Source organism: Neorhizobium sp. T25_13, from assembly GCF_002968675.1.
In the GTDB taxonomy this organism is placed as follows: Bacteria; Pseudomonadota; Alphaproteobacteria; order Rhizobiales; family Rhizobiaceae; genus Neorhizobium; species Neorhizobium tomejilense.
Genome location: NZ_PVBI01000008.1, coordinates 176,403 through 201,719 on the forward strand (window position 1 = coordinate 176,403; position 25,317 = coordinate 201,719).

The 25,317-nt window shown below is 63.0% G+C and carries 25 protein-coding genes; 11 read left to right on the forward strand and 14 right to left on the reverse strand.

Going from position 1 to position 25,317, the window contains the following annotated elements; all coding sequences use genetic code 11:
* Positions 1-196: 196 nt before the first annotated feature.
* From C5J22_RS20010 to C5J22_RS20020, 3 genes are all read left to right on the forward strand, one after another.
* Positions 197-838 (forward strand): TetR family transcriptional regulator C-terminal domain-containing protein, encoded by a 642-nt coding sequence (locus tag C5J22_RS20010; protein WP_038545783.1) that lies wholly within the window; start codon positions 197-199, stop codon positions 836-838.
* A 15-nt stretch (positions 839-853) separates the two neighbouring features.
* Positions 854-2,062 carry a pyridoxal phosphate-dependent aminotransferase gene (locus C5J22_RS20015; RefSeq protein WP_105439645.1) on the forward strand — a complete coding sequence of 403 codons (1,209 nt, stop codon included), beginning with the start codon at positions 854-856 and terminating at the stop codon, positions 2,060-2,062.
* 85 nt (positions 2,063-2,147) lie between these two features.
* Positions 2,148-2,381, forward strand: a complete 234-nt coding sequence (locus tag C5J22_RS20020; RefSeq protein ID WP_038590168.1) for a tautomerase family protein — start codon at positions 2,148-2,150, stop codon at positions 2,379-2,381.
* Here C5J22_RS20020 and C5J22_RS20025 read toward each other — a convergent pair.
* Together C5J22_RS20025 and C5J22_RS20030 are read right to left on the reverse strand one after the other, a co-directional pair.
* Positions 2,363-3,643: a DUF763 domain-containing protein gene (locus tag C5J22_RS20025; protein ID WP_105439646.1), complete on the reverse strand. Its 1,281-nt coding sequence runs from the start codon at positions 3,641-3,643 to the stop codon at positions 2,363-2,365. The two genes, C5J22_RS20020 and C5J22_RS20025, sit on opposite strands and share 19 nt — an antisense overlap.
* 27 nt (positions 3,644-3,670) lie before the next feature.
* Positions 3,671-4,843, reverse strand: a complete 1,173-nt coding sequence (locus C5J22_RS20030; protein WP_105439647.1) for an aminotransferase — start codon at positions 4,841-4,843, stop codon at positions 3,671-3,673.
* Positions 4,844-4,930: 87 nt separating this feature from the next.
* Here C5J22_RS20030 and C5J22_RS20035 point away from each other — a divergent pair, with 87 nt between their 5' ends.
* Positions 4,931-5,593: a sulfite oxidase-like oxidoreductase gene (locus tag C5J22_RS20035; RefSeq protein WP_105403052.1), complete on the forward strand. Its 663-nt coding sequence runs from the start codon at positions 4,931-4,933 to the stop codon at positions 5,591-5,593.
* A gap of 1 nt (position 5,594) precedes the next feature.
* Here C5J22_RS20035 and C5J22_RS20040 read toward each other — a convergent pair whose 3' ends face one another.
* Positions 5,595-6,194, reverse strand: a complete 600-nt coding sequence (locus C5J22_RS20040) for an NADPH-dependent F420 reductase (RefSeq protein ID WP_105439648.1) — start codon at positions 6,192-6,194, stop codon at positions 5,595-5,597.
* 109 nt (positions 6,195-6,303) lie between these two features.
* Here C5J22_RS20040 and C5J22_RS20045 point away from each other — a divergent pair, with 109 nt between their 5' ends.
* Positions 6,304-7,257 (forward strand): LysR family transcriptional regulator, encoded by a 954-nt coding sequence (locus tag C5J22_RS20045; protein WP_105439649.1) that lies wholly within the window; start codon positions 6,304-6,306, stop codon positions 7,255-7,257.
* Between the two features lie 34 nt (positions 7,258-7,291).
* On the opposite strand, the gene C5J22_RS20050 is transcribed toward C5J22_RS20045, so the two are convergent.
* Genes C5J22_RS20050 through C5J22_RS20060 form a run of 3 tightly spaced genes read right to left on the reverse strand, consistent with a single transcriptional unit; the run spans position 7,292 to position 11,033 of the window.
* Entirely contained in the window at positions 7,292-9,580 is a 2,289-nt protein-coding gene (locus C5J22_RS20050) for a xanthine dehydrogenase family protein molybdopterin-binding subunit (RefSeq protein WP_105439650.1), read from the reverse strand.
* Positions 9,577-10,560, reverse strand: coding sequence for a xanthine dehydrogenase family protein subunit M (locus C5J22_RS20055; protein ID WP_105439651.1), 984 nt, complete (start codon positions 10,558-10,560; stop codon positions 9,577-9,579). The genes C5J22_RS20050 and C5J22_RS20055 overlap by 4 nt, the downstream gene beginning before the upstream one ends.
* Positions 10,560-11,033: a (2Fe-2S)-binding protein gene (locus C5J22_RS20060; RefSeq protein WP_046634260.1), complete on the reverse strand. Its 474-nt coding sequence runs from the start codon at positions 11,031-11,033 to the stop codon at positions 10,560-10,562. The genes C5J22_RS20055 and C5J22_RS20060 overlap by 1 nt, the downstream gene beginning before the upstream one ends.
* A gap of 237 nt (positions 11,034-11,270) precedes the next feature.
* On the opposite strand from C5J22_RS20060, the gene C5J22_RS20065 reads away from it, so the two are divergent.
* Together C5J22_RS20065 and C5J22_RS20070 are read left to right on the forward strand one after the other, a co-directional pair.
* Complete coding sequence (locus tag C5J22_RS20065; RefSeq protein ID WP_105428418.1) at positions 11,271-11,864, forward strand: TetR/AcrR family transcriptional regulator; 594 nt, start codon at positions 11,271-11,273, stop codon at positions 11,862-11,864.
* A gap of 384 nt (positions 11,865-12,248) precedes the next feature.
* Positions 12,249-14,207, forward strand: coding sequence for a methyl-accepting chemotaxis protein (locus C5J22_RS20070; RefSeq protein ID WP_105439765.1), 1,959 nt, complete (start codon positions 12,249-12,251; stop codon positions 14,205-14,207).
* A gap of 21 nt (positions 14,208-14,228) precedes the next feature.
* Here the strand turns inward: C5J22_RS20070 and C5J22_RS20075 are convergent, their stop codons facing one another.
* From C5J22_RS20075 to C5J22_RS20085, 3 genes are all read right to left on the reverse strand, one after another.
* Entirely contained in the window at positions 14,229-15,056 is an 828-nt protein-coding gene (locus C5J22_RS20075; protein ID WP_105439652.1) for a helix-turn-helix domain-containing protein, read from the reverse strand.
* Positions 15,053-15,418 (reverse strand): nuclear transport factor 2 family protein, encoded by a 366-nt coding sequence (locus tag C5J22_RS20080; RefSeq protein WP_105439653.1) that lies wholly within the window; start codon positions 15,416-15,418, stop codon positions 15,053-15,055. Before C5J22_RS20080 ends, C5J22_RS20075 begins: the two co-directional genes overlap by 4 nt.
* 90 nt (positions 15,419-15,508) lie before the next feature.
* Complete coding sequence (locus tag C5J22_RS20085) at positions 15,509-16,120, reverse strand: LysE family translocator (protein WP_105439654.1); 612 nt, start codon at positions 16,118-16,120, stop codon at positions 15,509-15,511.
* Positions 16,121-16,255: 135 nt separating this feature from the next.
* Here C5J22_RS20085 and C5J22_RS20090 point away from each other — a divergent pair, with 135 nt between their 5' ends.
* Entirely contained in the window at positions 16,256-17,401 is a 1,146-nt protein-coding gene (locus tag C5J22_RS20090) for a DSD1 family PLP-dependent enzyme (RefSeq protein WP_105439655.1), read from the forward strand.
* 6 nt (positions 17,402-17,407) lie between these two features.
* Here C5J22_RS20090 and C5J22_RS20095 read toward each other — a convergent pair whose 3' ends face one another.
* The 5 genes from C5J22_RS20095 to C5J22_RS20115 all read right to left on the reverse strand — a co-directional run bounded on the left by C5J22_RS20095 (position 17,408) and on the right by C5J22_RS20115 (position 22,276).
* Positions 17,408-18,190 (reverse strand): ABC transporter permease, encoded by a 783-nt coding sequence (locus tag C5J22_RS20095; RefSeq protein WP_038545831.1) that lies wholly within the window; start codon positions 18,188-18,190, stop codon positions 17,408-17,410.
* Positions 18,191-18,194: 4 nt separating this feature from the next.
* The gene (locus C5J22_RS20100; RefSeq protein ID WP_038545833.1) at positions 18,195-19,052 is read right to left on the reverse strand and encodes an ABC transporter permease; all 858 of its coding nucleotides are present in this window, start codon (positions 19,050-19,052) and stop codon (positions 18,195-18,197) included.
* Positions 19,049-20,092, reverse strand: coding sequence for an ABC transporter ATP-binding protein (locus C5J22_RS20105; RefSeq protein WP_105439656.1), 1,044 nt, complete (start codon positions 20,090-20,092; stop codon positions 19,049-19,051). Before C5J22_RS20105 ends, C5J22_RS20100 begins: the two co-directional genes overlap by 4 nt.
* Positions 20,093-20,182: 90 nt before the next feature.
* A complete protein-coding gene (locus C5J22_RS20110) occupies positions 20,183-21,220 on the reverse strand; it encodes an ABC transporter substrate-binding protein (protein WP_105439657.1) in 1,038 nt (345 codons plus the stop codon).
* Between the two features lie 81 nt (positions 21,221-21,301).
* Positions 21,302-22,276 (reverse strand): isopenicillin N synthase family oxygenase, encoded by a 975-nt coding sequence (locus tag C5J22_RS20115; protein WP_105439658.1) that lies wholly within the window; start codon positions 22,274-22,276, stop codon positions 21,302-21,304.
* 115 nt (positions 22,277-22,391) lie between these two features.
* On the opposite strand from C5J22_RS20115, the gene C5J22_RS20120 reads away from it, so the two are divergent.
* Genes C5J22_RS20120 through C5J22_RS20130 form a run of 3 tightly spaced genes read left to right on the forward strand, consistent with a single transcriptional unit; the run spans position 22,392 to position 25,317 of the window.
* Entirely contained in the window at positions 22,392-23,501 is a 1,110-nt protein-coding gene (locus C5J22_RS20120; RefSeq protein ID WP_105439659.1) for a carbohydrate kinase, read from the forward strand.
* 38 nt (positions 23,502-23,539) lie between these two features.
* On the forward strand, positions 23,540-24,469 hold the full coding sequence (locus tag C5J22_RS20125; RefSeq protein WP_105439660.1) for a pseudouridine-5'-phosphate glycosidase: 930 nt from the start codon (positions 23,540-23,542) through the stop codon (positions 24,467-24,469).
* Between the two features lie 23 nt (positions 24,470-24,492).
* Entirely contained in the window at positions 24,493-25,317 is an 825-nt protein-coding gene (locus C5J22_RS20130; RefSeq protein ID WP_105439661.1) for an enoyl-CoA hydratase/isomerase family protein, read from the forward strand.

Consider the following 25,317-nt stretch of genomic DNA (forward strand, 5'->3'; position numbering starts at 1 on the left):
AAGGTTAAGGTGTAGGATCCCTTAATACGCACCCCTCAAAACTGATAGGAAGTTACATTTTGCGATGAATTTTCGCCGCCCGAACGATGCTGATGCGGCGGAAGTTCGAGGAATTCTCTTGCGCGAATTATTCGAGCGTATAATAAGCCGTGACGCCGTGCCAAGAACGGCCTGCCCGTTCCTCAGGAGATGACCCGTGAACCGCCGCACCTACCATAGGGCAAGCGAGGCCGAGCGGCGCGAGGACCTGATTGCCGCGACGCTCGATTGCATCGCCGAGTTCGGCATCCAGGGCGCGACGGTCCGCCAGATCGCCATGCGCGCCGGCGTCACCGGCGGGCTGATCCGGCACTATTTCAGCAGCAAGGACCAGATGCTGCAGGCAGCCTACCGCAAGGTGATGGCCGGCATGACCGAGGCGGCGGTTGCTGCCGCGATCGAGGGCGAGACGGCGCGCTCGCGCCTGCGCCGCTTCATCGTCGCCAATGTGACGCCGCCGGTGACCGACCCACGCACGCTGTCGCTCTGGGCCGCCTTCATCAGCCATATCCAGATCGACCAGAGCTTCGCCGCCATCCACCGCGAAAACTACCTCTCATTCCTGGAGGCGCTGGAGACGCTGCTGTCCGCCTTCTTCGTCGAGGAGAAGCGAGCTCTCAGCCCCGCCCAATGCCGCACCTATGCGATCGGGGTCAACGCGCTCGTCGACGGCCTCTGGCTGGAGGGAACGCTTGCGGCCGATACCTTTGCGGAACACGAACTCGCAGAAAATGCCCTGATCTCCGTGGAAGCGCTGCTGCGCCTGCAGCCCGGCGAGCTTTCGGCCGAACAACGATAAGAAAAGGAACCACCGATGCGTTATGCCTCGATCACCGACCGCCTCGCCCATCTCGGCTCCGGCCGCTGGGCACTCCACCTGACCGCCCGCCGCATGCAGGCATCGGGCGAGGACATCATCGAACTCACCATCGGCGAGCCGGACGTCAAGCCGGACAAGGCCCTGCTCGATGAGGCGGCGCGCGCCATGTATGCCGGCCGCACCCGTTATTCCAACGGCCGCGGCGAACCGCCGGTGCTGAAGGCCCTGGTCGAGAAATATTCGAAACGCCGGCCAGGTGTCACGGAGCGCAATTTTCTCTGTTTCCCCGGCACCCAGACCGCTCTCTATGCCGTCATGACCGGTCTCGTCGAAGCCGGCGACGGCGTGCTCGTCGGCGATCCGCTCTATGCCACCTATGAAGGCGTCATCCAGTCCACCGGCGCGCACATGATCCCCGTGCCGCTGCGTCCGGAAAAGAAATTCCACCTGCAGGCCGAGGACCTCGAACGGGCGATCACGCCGGAGGCCCGCGTGCTTCTCCTCAACACGCCGCACAACCCGACCGGCGCGGTGCTGACCGCCGCCGAGATCGCCGCGATCGGGGAGGTCTGCCGCAAGCATGATCTTTGGATCGTGTCGGACGAGGTCTATGAGCAACTGATCTTCGAAGGCACGCCCTTCGCCTCCCCCTTCGATATTCCGGCACTGGCCGAACGTACCATCGCGGTCTCGTCGATCTCGAAATCCCACGCTGCCCCCGGCTTCCGCAGCGGCTGGGCCGCCGGCCCCGAAGAGTTCTGTGAAAGACTGCTGCCGGTGTCCGAAACCATGCTGTTCGGCGTGCAGCCCTTCATCTCCGACATGACCGCCATGGCGCTGTCGCAGCATTTCGACACCGCCGACGTGATGCGGGAAAATTATCGCCGCCGCGCCACGATCGTCGAGAAGGCCTTTGCCGGCAGCAATCTCGTCAAGCCGATGCCGCCGGAAGGGGGCATGTTTGTCCTGCTCGACGTGACCGCCACCGGCCTCAACGGCGAGGAATTCGCCTGGGAACTGCTGCGCGAGGAGAAGGTCGCCGTCATGCCCGGCACCTCCTTCGGAGACCAGGCCGCAGGCTTCCTGCGCATCTCGCTGACGGTCCCGGACGATGCAGTTGCAACCGCAATGGACCGTATCGCCGATCTCGCCGGCCGCATCGCATCCACTGGCAGAGGCCGCGCGACAACCCCGATGGCATGAGCGAAGTTCCCAATTGATCTCCCGGAGCAAGACGGGCTATGCTCGCTTCGGTTGATTTGAAAACTGCCCATCGGAGGAGCGCAATATGCCCCATGTTATCGTCAAAATGATCGAGGGCCGCTCCGAAGAGCAGAAGCAGGCGCTGACGGCTGAGGTGACGAAGGCGGTCATGACCGCTCTCGGCTCCGCCGAGAGTTCCGTGTCGGTCGCAATCCAGGACTTTCCGAGGGACGCCTGGACCGACAAGGTCTACGTGCCGGATATCCAGGGGCAGCCGGAGCTTGTCTACAAAAAGCCCGGTTACGATCCCTTCAAGTAATCGGCTGATCCTGGAAAATTGGCGGTCTCCTCCGTCGGCGGCTCCCAGCCGAAGACGCTGCGGCCGCCCCATTCGTGCGACTGGCGGAATTCGCCGGCGACGATCTCCTTGAGGTCCGGGCCTGTCACATACCGTTCCATCTGGCGGGCCTGGTCATCGAGCCGCCTCAGCGCCTGCAACTCTTCCTCGCGACCAAGCCGGGCCTTGCCGACCGCCGACTTCATCACCTTGATCGTCTCGTCATAAACCTTCAGCGGCACCGGAAACGGATGCCGGTCCTTGCCGCCATGAGCGAGCGAGAAACGCGCCGGATCGGAAAAACGGCAGGGCGCGCCATGCACCACCTCGGCGACCATGGCCAAAGCCTTGACCGTCCGCGCGCCGACGCCCGGCATCAACAGCAGGTTCTCGAAATCCTCCGGGCCTCGATCTGCAGCGGCCGCCAGCGTGCCATGCAGCCGCCTCATGTTGACGTCCTCCTCGCGGACATCGTGATGCGCCGGCATGATCAGATGCGGCAGCATCGGCTGCGCCAGTTCCTTCGTTTTTCGGGCCGGCTCGATGGCGATCACCTCGCGGACGATCCGGTCCGGCCCGAGCGTCGCGAGCAGATCGAGCTGACCTTTTCGGGAGGCTTCGGCACGGTGGTCGGCGAGATTGACGATCTCGCCCTGCCCGCGGCCTTCGATCGCCGCATGCGGAGAATCGACGAAGCTTTTCAAGCCCTCCGAAATCCAGTGGTAGCGCCGCGCCTGGCGCTTGTCGCCGTTCATGCCCTGTTGCACCACCACCCATTTGCCATCGTCGGTGACGATGAACCCGTGCAGGTAAAGATCGAACCCGTCCTGAACCGCCGCGCTGTCCACCTTGGCGACCAGCCGGCTGGTCGTCGCAAGGCCGCTGCCGTCGATGCCGACACGGTTGCCGACGGCGATCAACTCGTCCGGCGTCTTGCGGGAGCTCTGACCGCGGCCACCGCAGACATGGATGCCGAGTTCGCCGGCCATCGGGGTCAGCCCGCGCTTGAGTGCGCCGAGGACGCTGGTGGTAATGCCGGAAGAATGCCAGTCCATGCCCATGACGCAACCGAAGGACTGGAACCAGAAGGGATGCGCCAGCCGCCGCAGAAGTTCGTCGCGGCCGTATTCGATGACGATCGCCTCGGTGATCACGGTACCGAGCTTGGTCATGCGCTCGCCGAGCCACCGGGGAACCCGGCCGCCGTGAAGCGGGAGATCAGCGCTGCCTGCTCTTTGAACCATGCCCCGCTTATATACGGAGGCTCAGGCTCACGATAGCGAAAAGTTCTGCAAACGTTCTCGCAACAGTCCGATCGTCGGCACGTCCGCATTGGCGAAGGCGAAGCGCAGATAATTCTGCTGGCTCTCGCCGAAATAGGCGCCGGGAATGCAGATCACACCCGCCTGCCTGGCGAGTTTTTCCGCCACTTCCGCTGAACTCCTGCCCGGGAAGGGATGCCGCACGAAGGCGAAATAGGCGCCGATCGCATCGAGCTTCCAGTCGTTGACGGAGCGCATCACCGCCTTCAAGGCATCGGCACGGCGGCCGATCTCCTGGCGGTTCTCCTCCCGCCAGTCGGCGAGAAGCGGGAGCGCCTTGGCGACGGCGGCCTGGGCCGCCCGCGGCGCGCAGATCTGCAGGTTGTCCATGATCTTGGCGATCTGTTCGACCGCGACCGGACCGGCGGTGATCGCCCCGAGCCGGTGGCCGGGGATGCAGAAGGATTTCGAAAAGCTGTAGAGGCTGATCAGCGTATCTTCCCAGCCGTCGAGGCTGAACAGCGTATGCGGCGTCTGGTCGGCGACGGCTAAAAAGTCGCGATAGGTCTCGTCGAGGATCAGCCAGATGCCCTTGTTCCGGCAGAGCCTGAAGATCGTTTCGAGCAGCGACGGCGGATAGATCGCTCCGGTCGGATTGTTGGGTGAAACGAGCGCCAGCGCCCGCACCTCGCCGGTGATCGCAGCTTCGAGCCCGACGAGATCCGGCAGGAAACCGTTCGCCGCGTCGCAGGCGACGAAAGCGGTCTTGACGCCCATCATCGCCAGCGTCGTTTCGTGGTTGAAATAGAAGGGCTCGGTCATCAGCACCGTATTGCCGGGACCGGCCACCGTCATCGCCGCGCAGACGAAAGCCTGGTTGCAGCCGGACGTGATGTGAATGTTTCTGAGGCCGATGCCTGCGCCATAAACCTCCGAGACATGCGCCGCATAGGCGGTCCGAAGTTCCGCCTCGCCCTCGATCGGCCCGTAGCCGGTAAAGGCTTTTGAAGAGCCGGTCTCGCCGAGCAGCTTCAGCATGTCCGGATGGGCCGGATAGCCGGGCACGGCCTGAGAGAGGTCGATCAGCGGACCTTTGGACCCGTCATAGGCACGCCCCCAGGCGGCGACGGAGGGAACGGGTGGAGGGCTGAGCTTTTCGATAAGCGGATTGAAGGCAGGCATGATCTTCCGAGAACAGGATTTTCCGAACAGGCAATTGATTGCCTTTCTTGTTTATCAGATTATCGGGCGACGCAAGGAGAACCGGATATGGCCGACGAGATTGAGCCCGAGGATTCGAAGCTCACCATCACCAAGCGGAAATGGGCGGAACAAGGCAAGTTCCTGACAGGCCGGATCACCAGGCCGGAAACCGACCGCCTGCCGCCGGGCCAGCACCTGGTCAAGAACTGGCCGGTCCTCGATCTCGGCCAGCAGCCGCAGGTCTCGACCGAGCGCTGGAAACTCGACGTGCGCGGGTTCGTCAACAACCGCAGGACCTTGGACTGGGCGGCCTTCCAGGCTCTGCCGCAGACAGAGATGCGCTCCGACATCCATTGCGTGACCACCTGGTCGCGCTACGACAACAACTGGAAAGGCGTTTCGACACACGACTTTCTCGATCTCGTCGATCCGCAAGAGGAGGCGGTTGCCGTCATGCTGACCAGCTATGACGGCTATACCACCAACCTGCTGCTCTCGGATTTCGCCTCGCCGGACGCGATCATCGTCACCGAGTGGGAAGGCAAGCCGCTCACCGAGGAGCATGGCGGGCCGGTGCGGCTGGTGGTGCCGCACCTCTATTTCTGGAAGAGCGCCAAATGGCTCAACCGCATCGAGTTCCTCGACCGGGACCAGGCCGGCTTCTGGGAGAAGAACGGCTATCACATGCGCGGCGACCCCTGGTCCGAGGAGCGTTATTCGGACGACTGAGTCAGCCGAAATTGACGAGGTTCAGTCCCGGCAGCGGGCCTCCCGGGAACTGCGCCAGCTTGGCCCCGACAGCAAGCGGCCCGAGATCAATGCCGAAGAAACCGAGCTTCTCGGTCAAGGCGGCGACTTCCGTCTTTGCCGCCGCATCGTCGCCGGAATAGAACAGCACGCGCTTGCCGCCCTCGGAAGAAGGGTCGGCCTCGAGCAGCTTCGCGAACAGATGATTGAAGGCCTTCACCACCCAGGCGCCCGGCACGAGGTCGGCGACGATCTCGCTGGAAAGACGGCCGTTGAGTTCGGCCGGTTTGTAGAGCGGCGACTCGATCGGATTGTTCGCATCGATGACGATCCGGCCGTTCCAGTCCGGCAGACCGGCAAGGGCAGCCGGCAGCTTCGTCCATGGAACCGCGATCAGCACCATGTCCGCACTTGCGGCCTCTTCGATCGTGCCGGCGGAAATCCAGGGTGACAGCTCAGCCGTCAGTGTTTCGAGCGAGGCCGGGCCGCGGCTGTTGGCGATGGTGGCGCGCACGCCGTTTCTTGCAAGAGAACGGGCGAAGGCTGCGCCGATATTGCCGGCGCCGATGATACCGATGGTCATGATTGCGATACTCCAGTGGTGTCGATAACAGGAATATCGCCTCTGGATTGGCTTGATTAGCCGGTAATAATGCCAATCATCTTCAAGCAACCGTTGAGAATGACCCGCCGTGGAAAGTCTCGCCAATCTCGAATCCTTCATGCGCAGCGCGGAACTTGGCGGTTTCTCGGCTGCAGCCAGGCGGTTGGCACTGACGCCCGCGGCCGTCAGCCGCAATGTCGCGATGCTCGAGAGGAACCTCGGCATCCGCCTCTTCCAGCGCAGCACGCGTAGGCTAACGCTGACGGAAGCGGGCGAACGTTTTCTGTCGGAGATCCGCGACCACGTTGAGGCGCTGCAGACTGCGATAGCCGAGGTCTCTTCGGATGGAGCGGAGCCGGCCGGTGTGCTGAAAGTCAGCATGAGCCCGCATTTCGGAACGGACTATATCCTGCCGCTGCTGCCCGAGTTCATGGCGCGCTACCCGCTGATCCGTCCGGACTGGTCCTTCGAAAATCTGCAGGTCGATCTGATCGCCGAGGGATATGACGCAGCGATCGGCGGCGGGTTTGAGCTGACGCCCGGCGCGGTCACCCGGGTGCTGGCGCCGGCTCATATCGTTCTGGTCGCTTCACCGGCCTACATGAAGGACAGGCCCATGCCGGCCCATCCGGCGAACCTTTCGAACCTCGACGGCATCCATATGCGTTCTTCCAATACCGGCCGTATCCGCCAATGGGTGATGCGAAATGCCGGCGGCGACGAAGTGCCGGTGGCACTGAGGGAAAAGATGGTGCTCAACGACCCGGCCGCCATTGCCCACGCAGCAAGTCTCGGCCTCGGCGTTGCGATGATCGCGATGCCGGATGCCTTGTCGTATATGGAAAGTGGTACGCTCGTCCGCCTGCTGCCCGACTGGTATGCCGATATCGGGCCGATCTCGATCTACTATGCCAGCAAGACACTGCTGCCGGCAAAGACCCGCGTTTTTATCGACTTCGTGGTCGAGCATTTCCGGAAGGAAGGTCTGGCTGAACGTTTTGCCGGCAGCCTCGGGGCATCGAACATGCCGAAGCGAAGATAGGCGCACCCGACTGACGCCGGATGCGCGGGATCGATCAGATCAGCTTTTCGAGCGTGATCGGCAGGTCGCGGACGCGTTTGCCGGTCGCGTGGAAGACCGCGTTGGCGATTGCCGGCGCAACGCCGACGATGCCGACTTCGCCGACGCCCTTGCCACCCAGCGCCGAGGCGCCGTAGTCGGGAATGCCGACCGAGATCACCTCGATATGCGGCACGTCCGCATTGGTCGGCACGAGATAGTCGCCCATGTTGCTGTTGACGGTGCGGCCGTTGCGCTGGTCGACGAGACCTTCTTCCAGGAGCGCCTGACCGATGCCCATGATGATGCCGCCCCGCCACTGGCTTTCCACCAGCCGCGGATTGTAGAGCCGGCCGCAATCGAAGGCCGAGACGATGCGGGACACCCGCACCGTTCCAAAATCCTCATCCACCCGCACTTCGGCGAAATGGGCGCACCAGCTGTGCATGGAATATTCGCCCATGGTCGGCCCCTGGATCTTGGCCATGCTCGTCCAGGCCTGATGTTGCTCCTGGGCGGTAGCACCGTCCGGCAGCGTATTCCTCAGGATTTCGATCTCGTCGCGACCGAGCGCCGCCATCAGTTCCGAAAGCGTGAGCGACGGACCCTGGTCGCGGGGAGCGGCAATTCGGCCGCCGTTGAAAGTCAGCGTATTGGCCCCGGTATCGCGCAGCGGCGACTTCTCGTCGTTGAGCGCCAGTCCGATCAGTTCGTCGCGGGCCGCCGTCGCCGCCTTGTGCACGGCGCCGAGGATCGAGCCCGCCAGCATCGAGCCGCCGGCGATCGCCGAACCCGGCAACCGGGAATCGCCAAGATGCACCTCAACCTGGTCGACGGGAATGCCGAACACTTCGGCTGCCGTCTGGGCAAGGATCGTATAGGTCCCCTGCCCCATGTCGATCGCACCGCTGACGACCTCGACACGGCCATTGCGCAGGATGCGGATCATCGCCTCGCTCGGTGCCTGAAGGACCGGGAACGTGCCGCAGCCGATGCCCCAGCCGATCAGGGTTTTGCCGTCGCGCATGGAGCGCGGTTCATGGCTGCGCCTCGACCAGCCGAAGGCCTCGGCACCTTCGGTCAGCGCTTCGCGCAGCCGGCGGGTCGACCAGGGTTTTCCCGACTGGTAGTCGTGGTCGGCATAATTTTTCAGCCGCAGTTCGAGCGGGTCGATGCCGAGCTTGTAGGCGAGTTCCTCCATCGCACTTTCGATGCCGAACGCGCTGGGGTTCTTGCCCGGGCCGCGCAACGCACCCGGTGTAACCGTGTTGACCGGCACGACCCGATGCTGTGACGAAAAATTCTCTATCTTGTAGAGGATCGGCGTCGCGGCACCCGTCTGTTCGGGCCAGTCCGCATAGGTGGAGGTCTCGCTGGCGCCGCGATGGACGATCGCCTGCAGGATGCCGTCTTCCGTCGCGCCGATCTTGATCCGCTGGCGCGTCGCGGCGCGACCGCCATAGTTCGTGAAATTCTGCGGTCTCGTGAGTGCAAGCTTGACCGGCCGGCCGAGCTTTCTGGAAGCGAAAGCCGCCACCGCGCCATGGGCGAGCGCCGCCCCCTTTGAGCCGAACCCGCCGCCGATGAACGGCGAGACCAGACGGACGTTTTCGTAAGGAATGCCGAACCATTCGGAATAGCTGCGCGCCATGCCATGCGACCACTGGCTCGGCTCCCAGACGGTGATCCGGTCGCCATCCCAATTCACGGTCAGGCCATGCGGCTCCATGGCAACGTGATATTCACGCGGCGTCGAATATTCGCCTTCGATCTGAACCGGCGCGGCCGCAAGTGCGGCCTCGGCATCGCCCCATCCGGCGGTGAGATTGTCCATCACCTTGCCTTCGCCGGCCGCCGCATCGTCGAAGCTTGCGACATGCGGTGCCTTCTCATAGGTGATGCAGATCAGCTTTGCCGCCTCGACCGCCTGTTCGCGGCTTTCCGCGACGACGGCGGCGATCGACTGGCCATTGTACTGCACCTGCCGCGGCAGCGGATAATACGGCTGGTTTTCCGGGCGATTGCCACCCCAGTCGGAGGCGACCAGGAGACCCATATCGTCATCCGGCGTCAGCACCATCAGTACGCCTGGGGCCGCAAGCGCCTTTTCCGCATCGACCGAAATGACGCGACCGGCCGGAATCGTGCTCTGCACGAGAATGGCGTAGGCAAGGTCTTCGAGCGGATATTCCAGCGCATAGGTCGCGCCACCGGTGACCTTCAGATTGCCTTCGAAGCGTGTTTGACGGCCGCCGACGGTGCCGTCGGAGGCATCGCCGTGTTTGCGGGGTTCCATGATGGTCATGCGAGACCTCCAACTTTCAGGATGGCGCGGGCGACGACGCGCGGCGCAAGTTCGATCTTGTAGTGATTGGCGCCGTGCGAAACGGCACCTTCCACAGCGAGCCGGCTCGCCGCCTCGACGGTTTCGGGGCTGAGCACCTTGCCGACCAGCGCCTGTTCGACGTTGCGAGCCCGCCACGGCTTGGTGGCGACGCCGCCGAGAGCGACGCGGATATCGCGCACCGTCTTGCCGTCCGCTTCGAATTCCAGCCCGACTGCGGCACTCGCTGCGGCGAATTCATAGGACTGACGGTCGCGGACTTTGAGATAGGTCGAATTCTTTGCCGCCGCCGTGGCCGGAATGATGATCGCGGTGATCATCTCGCCGCGTTCCAGCACGGTTTCCCGCTCCGGCGTATTGCCCGGCATCAGGAAAAAGTCGTCGACCGACGCCGTCCGCCCCCCGAGATCGACCATGGCGTCGAAGGCAACCAGTGCCACGGCGAGATCACCAGGGTAACTGGCGATGCAGGCATCGCTGGTGCCGAGAACGGCATGGTTGCGGGTCACGCCGCCGAGCGCCGAACAGCCGGAGCCGGGATTGCGCTTGTGGCAGGCCGGAAACACGTCCGGCTCGCGGAAATACGAACAGCGTGTCCGCTGCATGAGGTTGCCGCCGATCGTCGCCATGTTGCGGAGCTGGGCGGAGGCCGCCAGCGACAGCGATTCCGAAACCGCCGGGAAAGCGGCGCGGATGCCGGGGTGATCGGCAACCTCCCCCATCTTGGCAAGTGCACCGATGGTGGCGCCGCCGGCATCGACGGTGATCCCGCCGAGCCCGGAAAGGTGGGTGATGTCGATGACTGTTTCCGGCTCCATCACGCCGCATTTTGCAAGATCGAGCAGCGTCGTGCCGCCGGCAAGCAGCACTGAACCGGCCTGGAGCGCCGCCTGCCGGGCTTCATCGGCAGACGAGGCGCGGAGATAGGAAAAGTCTCTCATCACGCCATCTCCGCCGCTTCGCGCACCGCCGCGACGATGCTGTTATAGGCTCCGCACCGACAGAGATTGCCGGACATGTATTCGCGGATTTCCTCGTCGGATCCCGCATGGCCCTCACGGATGCAGGCGACTGCCGACATGATCTGGCCCGGCGTGCAATAGCCGCATTGGAACGCATCATGCTCGACGAAAGCCGCCTGGACGGGGTGCAGCTCGCCGTTCTCAGTGGCGATCCCCTCGATCGTCGTGATCTGTCGGCCTTCGACCTGGGCTGCGAGCGTCAGACAGGAAAGCACACGGCTGCCGTCGACATGACAGGTGCAGGCGCCGCACTGGCCCTGGTCGCAACCCTTCTTGGTACCGGTCAGCGCCAGATGTTCGCGCAGGGCATCGAGCAGGGTGACGCGCGGTTCGACGTCGAGGTCGTACCGCCTCCCGTTGATATCGAGCGAAAGATGGATGGTTCGTGTCATGGATCAAGCTCCTGCCATTGTCACGATAATGAGAACTTTAAAGCCCGGGGCGGACTGGCCAACTGGCTGTGATGCCCTAGATGATGTTCGGCGAGACAAGCACCGGCACATTTCGGCATGACATCCGTCCCCCTCTGGAATAAGAAGTGGAAGGCACCCCGGATAATCGGAGGCGCCTCCGTTTAAACTAGTGGCTTACGGATTTTCGTCAAGCCCCCATTTGCCTGGAGCAGTATTTTGGCCTCGGCCGAGCCGAAGACGACATCGCCCGCATCGACCAGGCTTCGCGCCGATGCCCGCCGCAACCGCGAAAAGCTGGTCGAGGTGGCGGCCGCAGCCTTTGCGGAAAAGGGCGTCGAAACTTCGCTGGAAGATATAGCACGGCAGGCCGGCGTCGGCATCGGCACGCTTTACCGCCATTTTCCAAGCCGTGAGCATCTCGTCGAGGTGGTCTATCGCCGCGAGCTCGAAGGCCTGGCGAGCGCCGCCACCGAGCTTGCCAGGCTCCATTCGCCGGACATGGCGCTCGAGGAATGGATGCGGCGCTTCGTCGGCTATATCGCCACCAAGCGCGGCATGGCCAACAGCCTGCGCATCCTCATGACCTCCAACTCCTCCCTTTTTTCCGAGGGCTCCGGCCTCATTCGTGGCGCGCTGGAAAGCCTTTTGAAGACTGCAGGCGATGGAGGATATATCCGCCGCGACATCGAAACGACCGATCTCCTGCACGCGCTGTCGAGCATCTATTCCATGCCGGAATCGCCCGAATGGCGCGAGCGGTCGCATCGCCTGATCGGCCTGCTGATGGACGGCCTGCGGACCCGCAGATAACGCCTCGTATCCGGCCCCTATCGGCCGGCCGGATAGGCTAGATTTCGCATCTCGCTTGAACGGAAAATCAAGCAATCTTAGATTGACAGGCAACCTTCTACCAAGATGAGCAGATTTCAATATTATTGTTATAAAATAGACGGATAGCCTGGACGAAATTTCGAATTTTTCGCTCCGAAAATCGTCAAAAGACGTTGCACATTATCAAAATTCAATCTGTCGTTAAAGAGTTTGACCCTAAGCTCCGGCTACCGCGCGACCGCCATCAGGTGTAGCGCAAGAGCTGGTATGAGACCGGTTCTTTTCCCACACCGCCAGATATCAGATCTGCGCGTGAAAACGCGTTGCCTCTTTCGAGGCTTCACCAATCCGGAGCCGAACCTCATGTCCCGTCTCTCCATTCGCAGTTCGCTTATCGCCGTCTTTGGCGCGATTGCGGCGCTCGTCGCCGTTCTCGCCTGGGCGGCCATTTCCTCGCTCTCCAATGTCGCTGGAAATCTCACCACGATTTCGCAAAACTCGATGCCGAGCGTTCAGGCCTCGAAGAATATAGAGACGGCCATCCTCGGAATGACGGTCGCCTATATGGGGCATCTGACGACGACGTCGGACTTCGGCATGGAGACTGCGGAAAAGCTGATCGCCCAGCAGTCCGACGCGCTCAAGGCTGCTCTCCAGACCTACAGGCCGCTGATCTCCAGCGATCAGGAAAAGCAGATCATCGAGCAGATCCAGACCGGCATCGACAAATACGTCCTCAACGGGCAGAAGATGCTGGACTTCTCCCGCAAGGCCTCCGACGCCCGCGCCCGCGTCGAGATGGAAAAGATGCGGATCACCATCCAGCCGGTCATGGAAGCCGTGACCAAGCTGGTCAAGTCGAACACGGATGAGGCGGCCCTCGAAACCGCCAAGGCGCAGACGACCTATTCCACCGCGCTCACCACGATGGAAATCATCCTCGGCGTCGTCTTTCTGCTGATCGTCGGTGCCGCGGTCTACGTGCTGTCCGGCATCGCCCGACCCATCCAACGCATCACGGCGTCGATGAGCGGCCTTGCCGCAGGCGACACCGCTACCGAAATCCCCTTTGCAGGACGCAAGGATGAAGTCGGGGCGATGGCCGGTGCCGTGGAAGTCTTCCGTCAGGCCGCGATCTCCAACAGGCAGCTTCAGGAACAGGCCGAAGAAGCCCGCGCCCAAGCCGAAGCCGACCGTATCCGCGTGCAGGAAGAGGCGGAAGCCTCCGCTCAGGCCCGCCTCCAGCAAGCGACCTCCGGCCTCGCCGCCGGCCTGCGCCGCCTTGCCTCCGGCGATCTCGCTTTCCAGCTCAACGAACCCTTCGCTCCGGATTTCGAAGCTCTGCGCGAAGACCTGAACTCCGCCGTGTCCGGCCTCGGCGCGGCACTCTCGGAAGTCGCCGGCTCGGCCCATTCGATCGACAGCGGTTCGCGTGAAGTCAGCCAGAGCGCCGACGACCTTTCCAAGCGGACCGAACAGCAGGCCGCTTCACTCGAAGAGACCGCCGCGGCCCTCGACGAAATCACCACCAACGTCTCGAACTCTTCCAAGCGCGCGGACGAGGCAAAGACGATCGCCCTGCAGGCAAATTCCAGCGCCGCACAGTCGGGCGCCGTCGTCGCCAACGCCGTCGATGCCATGCAGCGCATCGAGCAGTCGTCCAGCCAGATCTCCAACATCATCGGCGTGATCGACGAGATCGCCTTCCAGACCAACCTTCTCGCACTGAATGCCGGCGTCGAAGCGGCCCGCGCCGGTGAGGCCGGCAAGGGTTTTGCGGTCGTCGCACAGGAAGTCCGCGAACTCGCCCAGCGTTCCGCGAATGCGGCCAAGGAGATCAAGGATCTCATCCGCAAGTCGGGTGCCGAGGTCCAGAACGGCGTGAAGCTCGTCCGCGAGACCGGCGATGCGCTGAAGACGATCGAAAGCCACGTCGTCACCATCAACGAGCATATCAATGCGATCGCTATCGCAGCCCGCGAACAGTCGCTCGGTCTCGCCGAAGTCAATACCGCCGTCAACCAGATGGACCAGGTGACCCAGCAGAACGCCGCGATGGTTGAGGAAACCAACGCCGCCGGCGCCAATCTCGCATCGGAAAGCACGAAGCTGCGTGATCTCCTCACCCGCTTCAAGCTCTCCGACGGCGGCCAGCGTTCCGGAATGCAGCAGCGGCCGGCCTACGGCTCCGGCCCGGCCCCGGCCGGCCGCAATGCGGCTCCGCAGGAATCGCCGGCCCGTCGCCTTGCGCAGCGCGTCAGCAAGTCCTTCGGCGGTGCCGCGGCTGCCGCAACGGCGGAATCGCAGTGGACCGAATTCTGATCCGCCCGCGATCCTAACTCTCTAACTGTCGCTCTTCGACGGCCCGGCCTCTGCCATCTGGCGCAGAAGCCGGGCCGTTTCGTCATTGGCGGGAAAGAAGGATTCGACCGCCAGTTCCGACAGCGTCACATCCACCGGGGTTCCGAAGACCGTCGTCGTCGAGATGAAGGACAAAAGCCCCGCCTCCGTCCGCAATTCCATCGGCACGGCGATGCCCGCATAATCATGTTTCGGCGCCGACTTCGACGCCCCTTCCGGCATCGGATAGCCCGAGAGTTCTTCCAGCAGTTTCTGAAGAATACGGTCGCCTGTCGCCGCGATCTGCTGGTGCAGCCGTTCGAGCAGGTGATTGCGCCATTCGACCAGATTGGCGATGTGAGGCGCAAGGCCCTGCGGATGCAGGCTGAGCCGCAGCACATTCACCGGCCCCTCGATCAGCGACCGGTCGCCGACATCCGCAAGCAGCGGCGCCACTGCGGCATTGGCGGCCACCAGGGTCCAGTGCCGGTCGACCGCGAGTGCCGGGAACGGCTCGTGGCCCTTCAGCACCATATCGATCGCGCGGCGCGCCGGCTGAAGTGCCGGATCGTCCAGTTTGCGCTCGGCAAACACCGGCGCGAAACCGGCGGCGAGCAGCATCGGATTGCGCTCGCGAAGCGGCACTTCAAGCCGCTCCGCGAGATGCAGCAGCATGTCCCGGCTAGGGGCCGCCCGTCCGCTTTCGATGAAGCTCAGATGACGCTGCGAGATATCGGCCTCCAACGCCAGGTCGAGCTGGCTCATGCGCCGGCGACGGCGCCATTCGCGCAGGAAATCACCGAGAGGGCGGGCGGGTGCGAGGGTCGTCATGCGGCGGCCGGGACCTGATCGAGGAAACCGCAGACCGACTTCAGCCGGCCGTTTTCCAGGACGGCGAAATCCGTGCCCTTGATCAGCGCCTCGCCATCCACCGGGCCGAGTCCCCAGGAAAAGCGCAGATTGTCGTCGTAGCCGTCGGGCGTGCCGATCAGCGTGAAGCGGAAACCCGGAAACCGCGCCTGGACGCCTTCAACCAGGCGATCGACGCCCTCATGGCCTTCGCCGCGCATCAGCGGATCGACGTAAAGCCCGTCTTCCGCCCAGGCCTCGGCGATCATCGCCTTGCGGCGAATGGCATCCGTTTCGTTCCAGATGGCGAGATAACGTTCGGCATTGGTGTTCGCGTCGGTCATGTCTTTTCTCCTTGAGATCGCCCTGCTCGTTGCAGGCAGGGCGAACATGCCGGAGCGGCTGCACCGTCTCAATTACGCGGCAGGTAATAACTATCGCGCCGAAAGCGCAAGTCTCGCGCCGAGCACCATGAAGGCGCCGGCGAAGATACGGCGCATCCAGGCAAGAATATTCGGCCGCGAGATCACGTGGTTCCGCACCGAGGCGGCAAACAGGCCGTAGACGACGAAGACGCCGAAGGTCATCAGCATGAAGACGAGGCTGAGCTCGGTCATGCGCAGAACCGGCGCAGCCTCGTCCTGGCGGACGAACTGCGGCAGGAAGGCGAAGAAGAAGATCGACAGTTTCGGATTGAGCAGATTGGCAAGGATAGCCGAGACGATGACTTGGCCAACGGATTTCGGTGTCTTGTCCGCCTCCACGGTCAGCGCGCCCTTTTCCCTCAGGACCTGCCAGGCCATGAACAGCAGATAGGCGACGCCGAGATATTTGATGATCTCGAAGGCCAAGGCGCTGGCATGCAGCAACGCTGCAAGGCCCGAGACCGCCGCGATCATGTGCGGCAGGATGCCGAGCGTGCAGCCGAGCGCGGCAACGAGGCTTGCTCGCGCGCCTCGCGACAGGCCGGCGGCGAGCGTGATCAGCACGCCGGTACCGGGCGAAGCGACGACGATGAAGGAGGTGACCAGGAATTCCGGGCTCATGGGGGATCCTTTCGAGGTGTTTTCCCACAGCTATCGCAGAGCGCCACATCGATCTTGAACGAAATTGCAGGCGGACGATTGCCTGGATGCGGCGGCGAACCTATCGTCCAGCCATCTCAGTGCGGACCCGACCTCATGACCTCCTCTTCCGACGACATCGGCTACGACGTGCCGGCCGCCATCGGCGATAATATCGCCGACATCCAGACGCCGGCACTGATTATCGATCTCGATGCCTTCGAGCGGAACGTCGCGCGGATGAAGGATCACGCCGAGGCGATGAGCGTCCGGCTTCGCCCGCATGCCAAGACCCACAAGTCCGCGGATGTCGCGCTCTACCAGATGGCGAACGGCGGCGCCGTCGGCATCTGCTGCCAGAAAGTATCCGAGGCGGAAGCGCTGGTGCGTGGCGGTGTCACCGACGTGCTCGTCGCCAACGAGGTGGCCGACCGCAAGAAGATCGACCGGCTGGCGCGGCTTGCAAAGAGCGCCCGTGTCTCCGTCTGCGTCGACGATCCCGCTGTCGTTGCCACACTTTCGGAAGCGGCCACCCGGCATGGCGTCACGCTCGACGTGCTGGTGGAAATCGATTGCGGCGCCCGCCGCTGCGGCGTGCTGCCCGGCGCACCGGCCGTCGAACTCGCAAAGACGGTCGTTGCCGCGCCGAACCTCGCCTTCGCCGGCATCCAAGCCTATCACGGCAACGCCCAGCATATCTATGATCCGGCAGAGCGCTGCGCCGCGATCGACAAGGCGATCGGCATGGCGCGGGAGACGGCGGAACTGCTGCGCGACGCAGGGCTGGATCCGAAAATCGTCACCGGCGCGGGCACCGGCACCCACAATCTCGAAGGCGCCTCCGGCGTCTACAACGAGATCCAGCCCGGTTCCTACATCTTCATGGATGCGGATTACGCCCGTGTCCGCTCGATCGAAGGCAACGGCACGGTCGGCGGTTTCGAACATGCGCTGTTCGTGCTGACCTCGATCATGAGCAAGCCTGCCTCCGGCCGCGCCATCTGCGATGCGGGCCTCAAGGCGCACTCGATCGACAGCGGCCTGCCGACGGCATTCGAACGCCCGGACCTCAAGTTCGTCAGCGCCTCGGACGAGCACGGCAAGATCGAGGACCCGCAGGATACGCTGAAACTCAACGACCGACTGCGCCTCGTGCCCGGCCATTGCGACCCGACCTGCAATCTCTACGACTGGTATGTCTGCGTCCGGAACGGCCGCGTCGAGGCGCTCTGGCCTGTCACTGCCCGAGGCAAGCTCTACTAGAACCGCCTAGAACCGGTGGATGCGCAGGCCCAGCACCTTTTCCGAGATGACCACCACCGCCATCGTCAGCACGATCGAGCAGGTCGAGACGGCCGCCGCTTCCGGCGTGAAATTGGTGCGCAGGTAGTCGAACAGCTGGATCGGCAGCGTCGACATGCCCACACCCTTCAGCATGAAGGAAATGGTGAAGACGTCGAACGAGATGATGAAAGCGAACAGGCAGCCGCCGATGACGCCCGGCTTGATTAGCGGCAGCATGATCCGCCGAAAGCGGGTGAACCGCCCTGCCCCGAGGCTCTGCGCCGCAAGGCTCCAGGCCGGATCGTAGCTTTCCATCGAGGCCGAGACGTTGATGAAAACGAAGGGCAGCGTGATCAGCACGTGGCCGACGATCATGCCGACCAGGTTCTGCGTGCCGAGCCCGACCGAATAGACAAAGAACAGCAGTGAGATCGCCGTCAGCACTTCCGGCAGCAAGAGCGGCGCCAGCATGGCGACCCGCACCGTTTCCTTCAGCTTGCCTGCATGGGTCACGTAGAACATCGCCGCCATCGTGCCGATGATGCCGGAGATCACCATGGTCAGCGTCGCGATCCACAGCGAGGTGCGGATCGCCCGCATGAACACCTCGTTGTTGAAGAACACGAGATACCAGCGGAAGGAGAGCCCCTGCGGCGGGAAGGTAAGGAAGGCCCCGGCATTGAAGGAAGCGATTACCACGACCGCGATCGGCGCCAGCAGGAAAGCGTAGATGATCAGGCAATAGACGGTGAAGAACGGTTTCGACATGTCTCTATGCCTTCCATTTCATGACGGTCAGCCGCCCGAAGATGACGACGAAGATCGCACCGGTGACCGACAGCATCAGCGCCAGCGCCGATCCGAACGGCCACTGGAACGTATCGATCAGCGCATCCACCACCGTCACCGCCATGGTTTTTACGCGCAAGCCACCGATCAGGGATGGCGTCACATAAGCGCTGAGCGACAGGACGAAGACGAGGATGCAGCCGGCCTGGATGCCCGGCAGCGACAGCGGCAGGGTGATGCGCCGGAAGGAGGTGACCTTCGACGCGCCCAGCGACCGAGCCGCCGCTTCGAGCGACGGATCGATGCCCTGGATGGCGCTCATGATCGGCAGGATCATGAAGGGCAGGAAGACATGCACCAGCGCGATGATGATGCCGAGCGCATTGTACATCAGCGGCAGCGGCCCATCGATCAGCCCCCAGCCGGTCAGGGTGCGGTTGATGATGCCGTTATTGCCGAGCAGGATCGTCCAGCCATAACTGCGGATGACGATGCCGACGAGCAGCGGCGAGAGCACCAGCGCATAACCCAGCGCGCGGAAGGTCGAGGCCCCGCGCGCGAGCTGCCAGGCGACGGGATACCCGAGAACCAGGCAGATGAAGGTCGTCAGGAAGCCGATCCACAGCGTGTTGATGACCTGTTGGACATAGAAGAAGTCCGAGAAGAACTTGCCGTAATTGCCAAGCGTGAAGCCCGGCCCATAAGGCGTGCCCTGTCCCGGCATACGAAAGCTCATGACGACGATATTGAGATAGGGCAGCACGAGGAACACGCCGAGCAGGATCGCGGCAGGCGCGATCAGCAGCAGCGGTCCGAACCTTTTTCTGGGCGGGACAATCATGCCACGGTCCCTAGCGGCCAGAAGCGATCGGACGGCGCATGCACCAGCACCTGGTCGCCATCGGCAAACCGCGTGCGTGGAAACGTCTGGACGTTGACGACGGCGCCGGTCGCAAGCTCCAGCCGGTAGTCAACGAGACTGCCGGAATAATAGCTCGACAGAACCTTGGCCGGCGCCCCTGCAGAACCTGAGCTGATCGGCAGCAGCTCGACCGCTTCCGGACGCAGAGCCAGCATCAGTTCGGCACCATCGGCGAAATCTCCGCTGACCGGCACGTCGCCGAAGGCAGTCGAAACGACCCTATTGCCGACCTTGCCGCGGATGATGTTCACCTGTCCGACGAACTCGGCGACTTCCAGATTGGCGGGACGCTCGTAAATGTCGGAGGGCGTGCCGATCTGGGCGATACGGCCGCCGAACATCACCACCACCCGGTCGGACATGGTCATCGCCTCGGCCTGGTCGTGGGTGACGTAGACCGTGGTAATGCCGACGCGGCGTTGCAGGTCGCGGATGAAGACACGCATCTCCTCGCGCAGCTTGGCATCGAGATTGGCGAGCGGTTCGTCGAGCAGCAGGATCTTCGGCTCGATGACCAGAGCGCGGGCAAGCGCCACGCGCTGCTGCTGGCCGCCCGAAAGCTGGCGCGGATAACGCTCCGAATAACCGGTGAGCTGCACCATATCCAGCACCTTGGCGATGCGGGTGCGGATCTCGTCCTTTGGGAGCTTCCGCATCTCGAGCCCGAAGGCGAGGTTCTTTTCGACCGTCATATGCGGAAACAGCGCATAGTTCTGGAAGACCATGCCGATATCGCGCTTTTCGACCGGCACATGCACCACGTCCCGGCCGTCGAAGCGGATCGCCCCTGCGGTCGCGTCCTCGAAACCGGCGATCATCTTTAGCGTCGTCGTCTTGCCGCAACCGGACGGCCCGAGCAGCGAGATGAACTCGCCCTCGGCGATCCTGATCGAAATGCTGTTGACCGCAGGACCCTGCCCGTAGTCCTTGGTCAGCTTTTCGATGCTAACCTCTGTCATGAAATTTCACTTTCCAATTGAAGAACCTGACCCGAAAAAAGCCGATCATGGCCTGCTTTCGAAGGCAGACCATGATCGCAGCGGGGGAAATCACTTGATGGTCTTCGCCCAGCGTTCGGCGAGCTCGCCCTGCTTCTCGTTGACGAAGCCCCAGTCCCAGGTGAGGATCTTGTCCATGTCGGCACCGGAAACCGGCACGTCGACCTTGAGCTCGGCCGGCACGATCACCTTGGAATTGGTCGGCGAGATGAAGAATTCCTTCATCATCATCCCCTGCACTTCCGGCGACAGCAGGAAGTTGGCGTACTGGTAGGCCAGCTCCTTTTCCGGCGCGTTGGTGAGGATGTTGATGGTCTGGTCGAACATGAACATCCCTTCCTCCGGGATGATACAGTCGACCGGCAGGCCCTGGCGACGCAGGCGAGCGATTTCGCCGAAGTCGAAGGGTGCGACGACGATTTCGCCGGAGGCAAGGCCGGTCGACATGTTGAAGTCCACCTGGATCACCGATCCCAGCTTCTGGAGTGCTGCAAAACCGGCATCGACGTCATACTGGTCCTTGCCGAAGATCTTCGAAAACAGCAGCAGTTCCATCTTGCCGGCGCTGTTGGCGAAGTTGTAGAGGCCGATCTTGCCCTTGAATTCCGGGTTGTTCCAGAGATCCTTCCAGGACTTCGGCTTGGTCTTCACGAGGTCGGTGCGGTAGCCGATGCCGATCGGCGAAACGGCGCCGATCGCGCCCCAGCCGTCTGTTTTCTTGGCGAGCGGATAAAGATCGTTGTAGTTCGAGAGCTTGGTGAGATCGAGCTTTTCGAAAAAACCCTCCTTGCGCAGGCCTGAGGCGAAAACCTCGTTGGTCATCACGATCGAATAGGGTGGCTTGGCGGCGCCCGCCGCACGCAGGTTGGCGCCCCAGACGCGGCCGTTGCCAACGTCGAGCGTCACGGCGGCGCCGGTCTGCTTGGTGAAGGCGGGACCGACGGTCGAACGCCAGTATTGTTCCCACACCCCGCCGAGCGTCGGCACGACCAGCGCCTTCCCTTGAGCCCGCGCCGGAAGACCGAAAAGGCTGGCCGCGGCGAGTGCACCCATTCCGGCAAGCGTTTGCCGCTTTGTCAAATCCATCATGTTCAGTTCCCCTTGTTGCGGTCTTTCGAGACCTTGCTGTGCCGGCGGTTCTCCGCTTCTGCGCACGAATGTGGTCGGTGATCAGCCTTTCGAAAAGGCCTGCTTCGTCTTCAGATCGATATAGTCGCCATAGGTGATCGGCTCATACTTGGCACCGCCCTTTACGAACGGGGCCAGGCATTCGATCACCGTATCCTTCGACGGGTTGAGGAAGAACGGGATCGATTGACGGCGCGCCGTACCCTTGAAACCGGTCGGTGGATTGGCAACGCGGTGCGGCGTCGAGACCCATTCGTCATTCGTCCAGCGCATGAAGGCATCGGCGATGTTGATCACATAGGCGCCCTCGATCGACGGCGCGTCCAGCCAGTCGCCGTTGCGGTTGCGCACCTGCAGCCCGCCGGCCGAAGCCTCCGAGCGCAGGATCGTCATGAAGCCATAGTCGGTATGCACGCCGGCACGCATCTGGCCCGGCAGCGGCGATTCGTCCTGTTCCGGATAGTTGATGACGCGCAACGCCGAGAGATGGTTTTCGAAGGAAGGTTCGAAATAGTCCTGATCGAGCCCGATCGCCTGGCAGAAGATGCGGCGCATGTGCTTGGCGAGGGTTTCCATTTCCTTGAAATAATCGCGGAACGCCTGTTCCAGGCCATCCGGCCTGTCCGGCCAGGTGTCGCCGGGCAGGTTCTCGCCGAAGTTCAGGCTTTCCTTGTAGTCGCCGGGCGTCTTGATGCCGAGCGTGGCGGCGAGCGCCTCCTCGGCGATCGGCGAAAAGGCGACGCCGCCCAAAACGCCGGCGCCGCGGCCCTGGGTTTTCTTCCAGTCCTGCGGATAATCGAAGAAGGCGCGGGCGAGATTGTAGAGCCTCGACGTCACTTCAGGCGAAACACCGTGGCCGGTCACGAGAAAGAAACCAGTGTCGCGGCAGGCGGTTTCGATCGTCTTCACGACGGCGGCAGCGCCTGCCTCGTTGCGGATGAAGGGGCCGACATCGACCACTGGAATACCGGAAACGGCATCATTGGATGACGCAGGATTGGCGCTCGTTAAGGACATGCCTTCCTCCAATTCACATCTGACAAACAGATGTTGACAAAAACATCTGTTGTTGTCCATATCAAAATGAACGAAGTTGCAATGCGGTTTTCGACCCAAGGACGATCGACGAAACATGGATGACCTTGCGCCACAGGAAGCGGCCGTCCTGGCAATCATCAAGGACAACCCGTTCGCGGGCCAGCAGGAGATCGCCACCGTGCTCGGGCTGGCCCGTTCGACGGTCGCCGCCCATATCGTGCAGCTGATGCAGAAGGGTTACATCCTCGGCCGCGGTTACGTGATGCCCGCGGAGACCCGCGCCGTCTGCATCGGCGGCGCCGTGCTCGACCGCAAATACCGCGCCAAGCAGGAGTTCGTCTTCGAGACTTCGAACCCGGTCGACGGCGTGCGCAGCCTCGGCGGCGTTGCCCGCAATGTCGCGGAAAACCTCGCCCTTCTCGGCACCACGACCAGTTTCGTGTCGATCGTCGGCGACGACGAAGGCGGACGGGCCGTCGTCAAGCACATGCGCGACCGCGGCATCGATGTCAGCCAGATCATCACCACGACCGAGCGCCCGACGGCGGAATATGCCGCTATCCTCGACACCAAGGGCGACCTCGTGCTCGGCATTGCCGACATGAGCATTTTCGACCTGCTGCTGCCGAGCCATATCGAGCGCATCTGGCCGCATCTCGCCGCCGCAAGCTGGGTGTTTTCCGACTGCAACCTGCCGGCCGAAACGCTTTCGGCTCTGATCGCCAAGCGTCAGGGTGCCCGTTTCCGGCTGGCGATCGACGCGGTCTCGACACCCAAGGCAGCCCGCCTGCCGAAAGATCTCACCGGCGTCGACCTGCTGTTCATGAACATCGATGAGGCGAACGCGGTCCTCGGGCGCAATGCGCACGAGACGATCGACGACGCCAAGGAGGCGGCGCTTGCATTGCAGGCCGCCGGCGCCCGTGAGGCGGTCGTCACCATGGGTCCGCGCGGCATTGCGGTCGCCGGCACCGAGGGCGCCCGCACCTTCCCGGCAGTCCATGCCCGGCCCGTCGATATCACTGGCGCAGGTGATGCGATGATCGCGGGCACGCTGCACCGGATCCTGCACGGCGAGGACACCTACAATGCGGCCCGCACCGGCGCGCTGCTCGGCACGCTGACCACCGAAAGCACCGCAAGCGTCCATACGGACCTGTCCGAACGCTTCCTGGAAGCCAATATGCACCGATTGGCCGGCTGACCCATCGGCTGGTCGAAAACGATTTAAGGAATACCGAAATGGCCCTCATCAAACCGAAGCTGAGCCGCGAAGTGGCCGAAACGATCGCAGCCGGCGGCCCGGTCGTGGCGCTGGAATCGACGATCATCACCCATGGCATGCCCTACCCGGCCAATCTCGAAACCGCACTCGGCGTCGAGGCGGTGATCCGCGACAACGGCGCGATCCCGGCGACCATAGCCGTCGTCAACGGCGAGCTGCGCGTCGGCCTCGAACACAGCGAACTGGAAGAACTGGCTCAGGCCAAGGGCGTCGTGAAGGCATCCGGCCGCGACCTCGCCGTCGCCATGGTCCGCGGCCAGTCGGCCGGCACCACGGTTTCCGCCACCATGCTGATGGCCGATCTCGCCGGCATCGACATCTTTGCGACTGGCGGCGTCGGCGGCGTGCATCGCGGCGCCGAGCAGACGTTCGACATTTCCGCCGACCTGACCGAACTCGGCCGCACCAGGACCGCCGTCGTCTGCGCCGGGGTGAAATCGATCCTCGATATCGCCAAGACGCTGGAATATCTCGAAACCCAGCGCGTTCCGGTCATCGCTTACGGCACCGACGATTTCCCGGCCTTCTTCACCCGCAAGAGCGGTTTCAAGGCCGACCACCGGCTCGATACGGCCGAAGAGATCGCCGAGGCCATGTATCTGCACCGCCAACTCGGCACCGGCACCGGCCTCTTGATCGCCAACCCGATCCCGGAAGCCGCAGCCCTGACGCCGGAATTCATCGACGACACGATCTCGGATGCCGTGCGCGAAGCGGAAGAGCGCGGCATCGGCCGCAAGGAACTGACGCCCTTCCTGCTCGCTCGTATCAACGAGCTTTCCAAGGGCGAGAGCCTCAAGGCCAATATCGAACTGGTGAAGAACAACGCGCGTCTCGCCGCGAAGATGGCCGTCGCCTACGCGGCGCTGAAGAAGGCCGGCAAATAGTTCAAGAACAAGGGGAACTGCCCATGAACCCGCAAATGAACAGCTACGAGACGATCCTTTACGAGAAGGATTTGACCGACAAGTTCGCGACGATCACCATCAATCGCCCCGACAAGATGAACGCGATGAACAAGACGGTGATCCGCGAGATCGACGCGGCGGTTGCCGCAGCCGTCGCCGATCCGGACGTCAATGCGCTCGTCATCACCGGCACCGGGCGTGCCTTCTCCTCCGGCTACGACCTGCAGGGCGACGATTTCGACGTCGATATCGATTTCTGGCGCGAAGACATGACGGAAAATGCCGAAGCTCTGCTCAACATCTGGCGCGCCCCGATCCCCGTCATCGCCTCGGTCAACGGTTACGCGCTTGCCGGCGCACTTGAGCTGATGATGTGCTGCGATCTGGCGATCGCCGCCGACAACGCCAAGTTCGGCGAACCGGAAGTGCGCCACAATTCCGGCCCGCCGGCGCTGATGATGCCCTGGCTGCTCGCCACCCGCGACGTGCGCTGGCTGATGTTCACCGGAGATATGGTGGATGCGCAAGAAGCGCTGCGCATGCACCTGATCAACAAGGTCGTGCCGGCCGACCAGCTCAAGGAAAAGACCGAGAACCTCGCCCGCAAGCTTGCCCGCATGCCGGTGCCGGCGCTGAGATATACGAAGGCCTCGATCAACAACCAGCAGATGGTTGCCGGGCTGATGCCGTCGTTCCAGTACAATATCGAGGCGATTGCCGCCCTCCACGTCACCCGCCAGGGCCGCGAGTGGATGGCAAACCTCGCCAAGATGTCGCTGAAGGAATATCTCGCCTTCCGCGACGACCCCTTTAAGGGCCTCGACTGA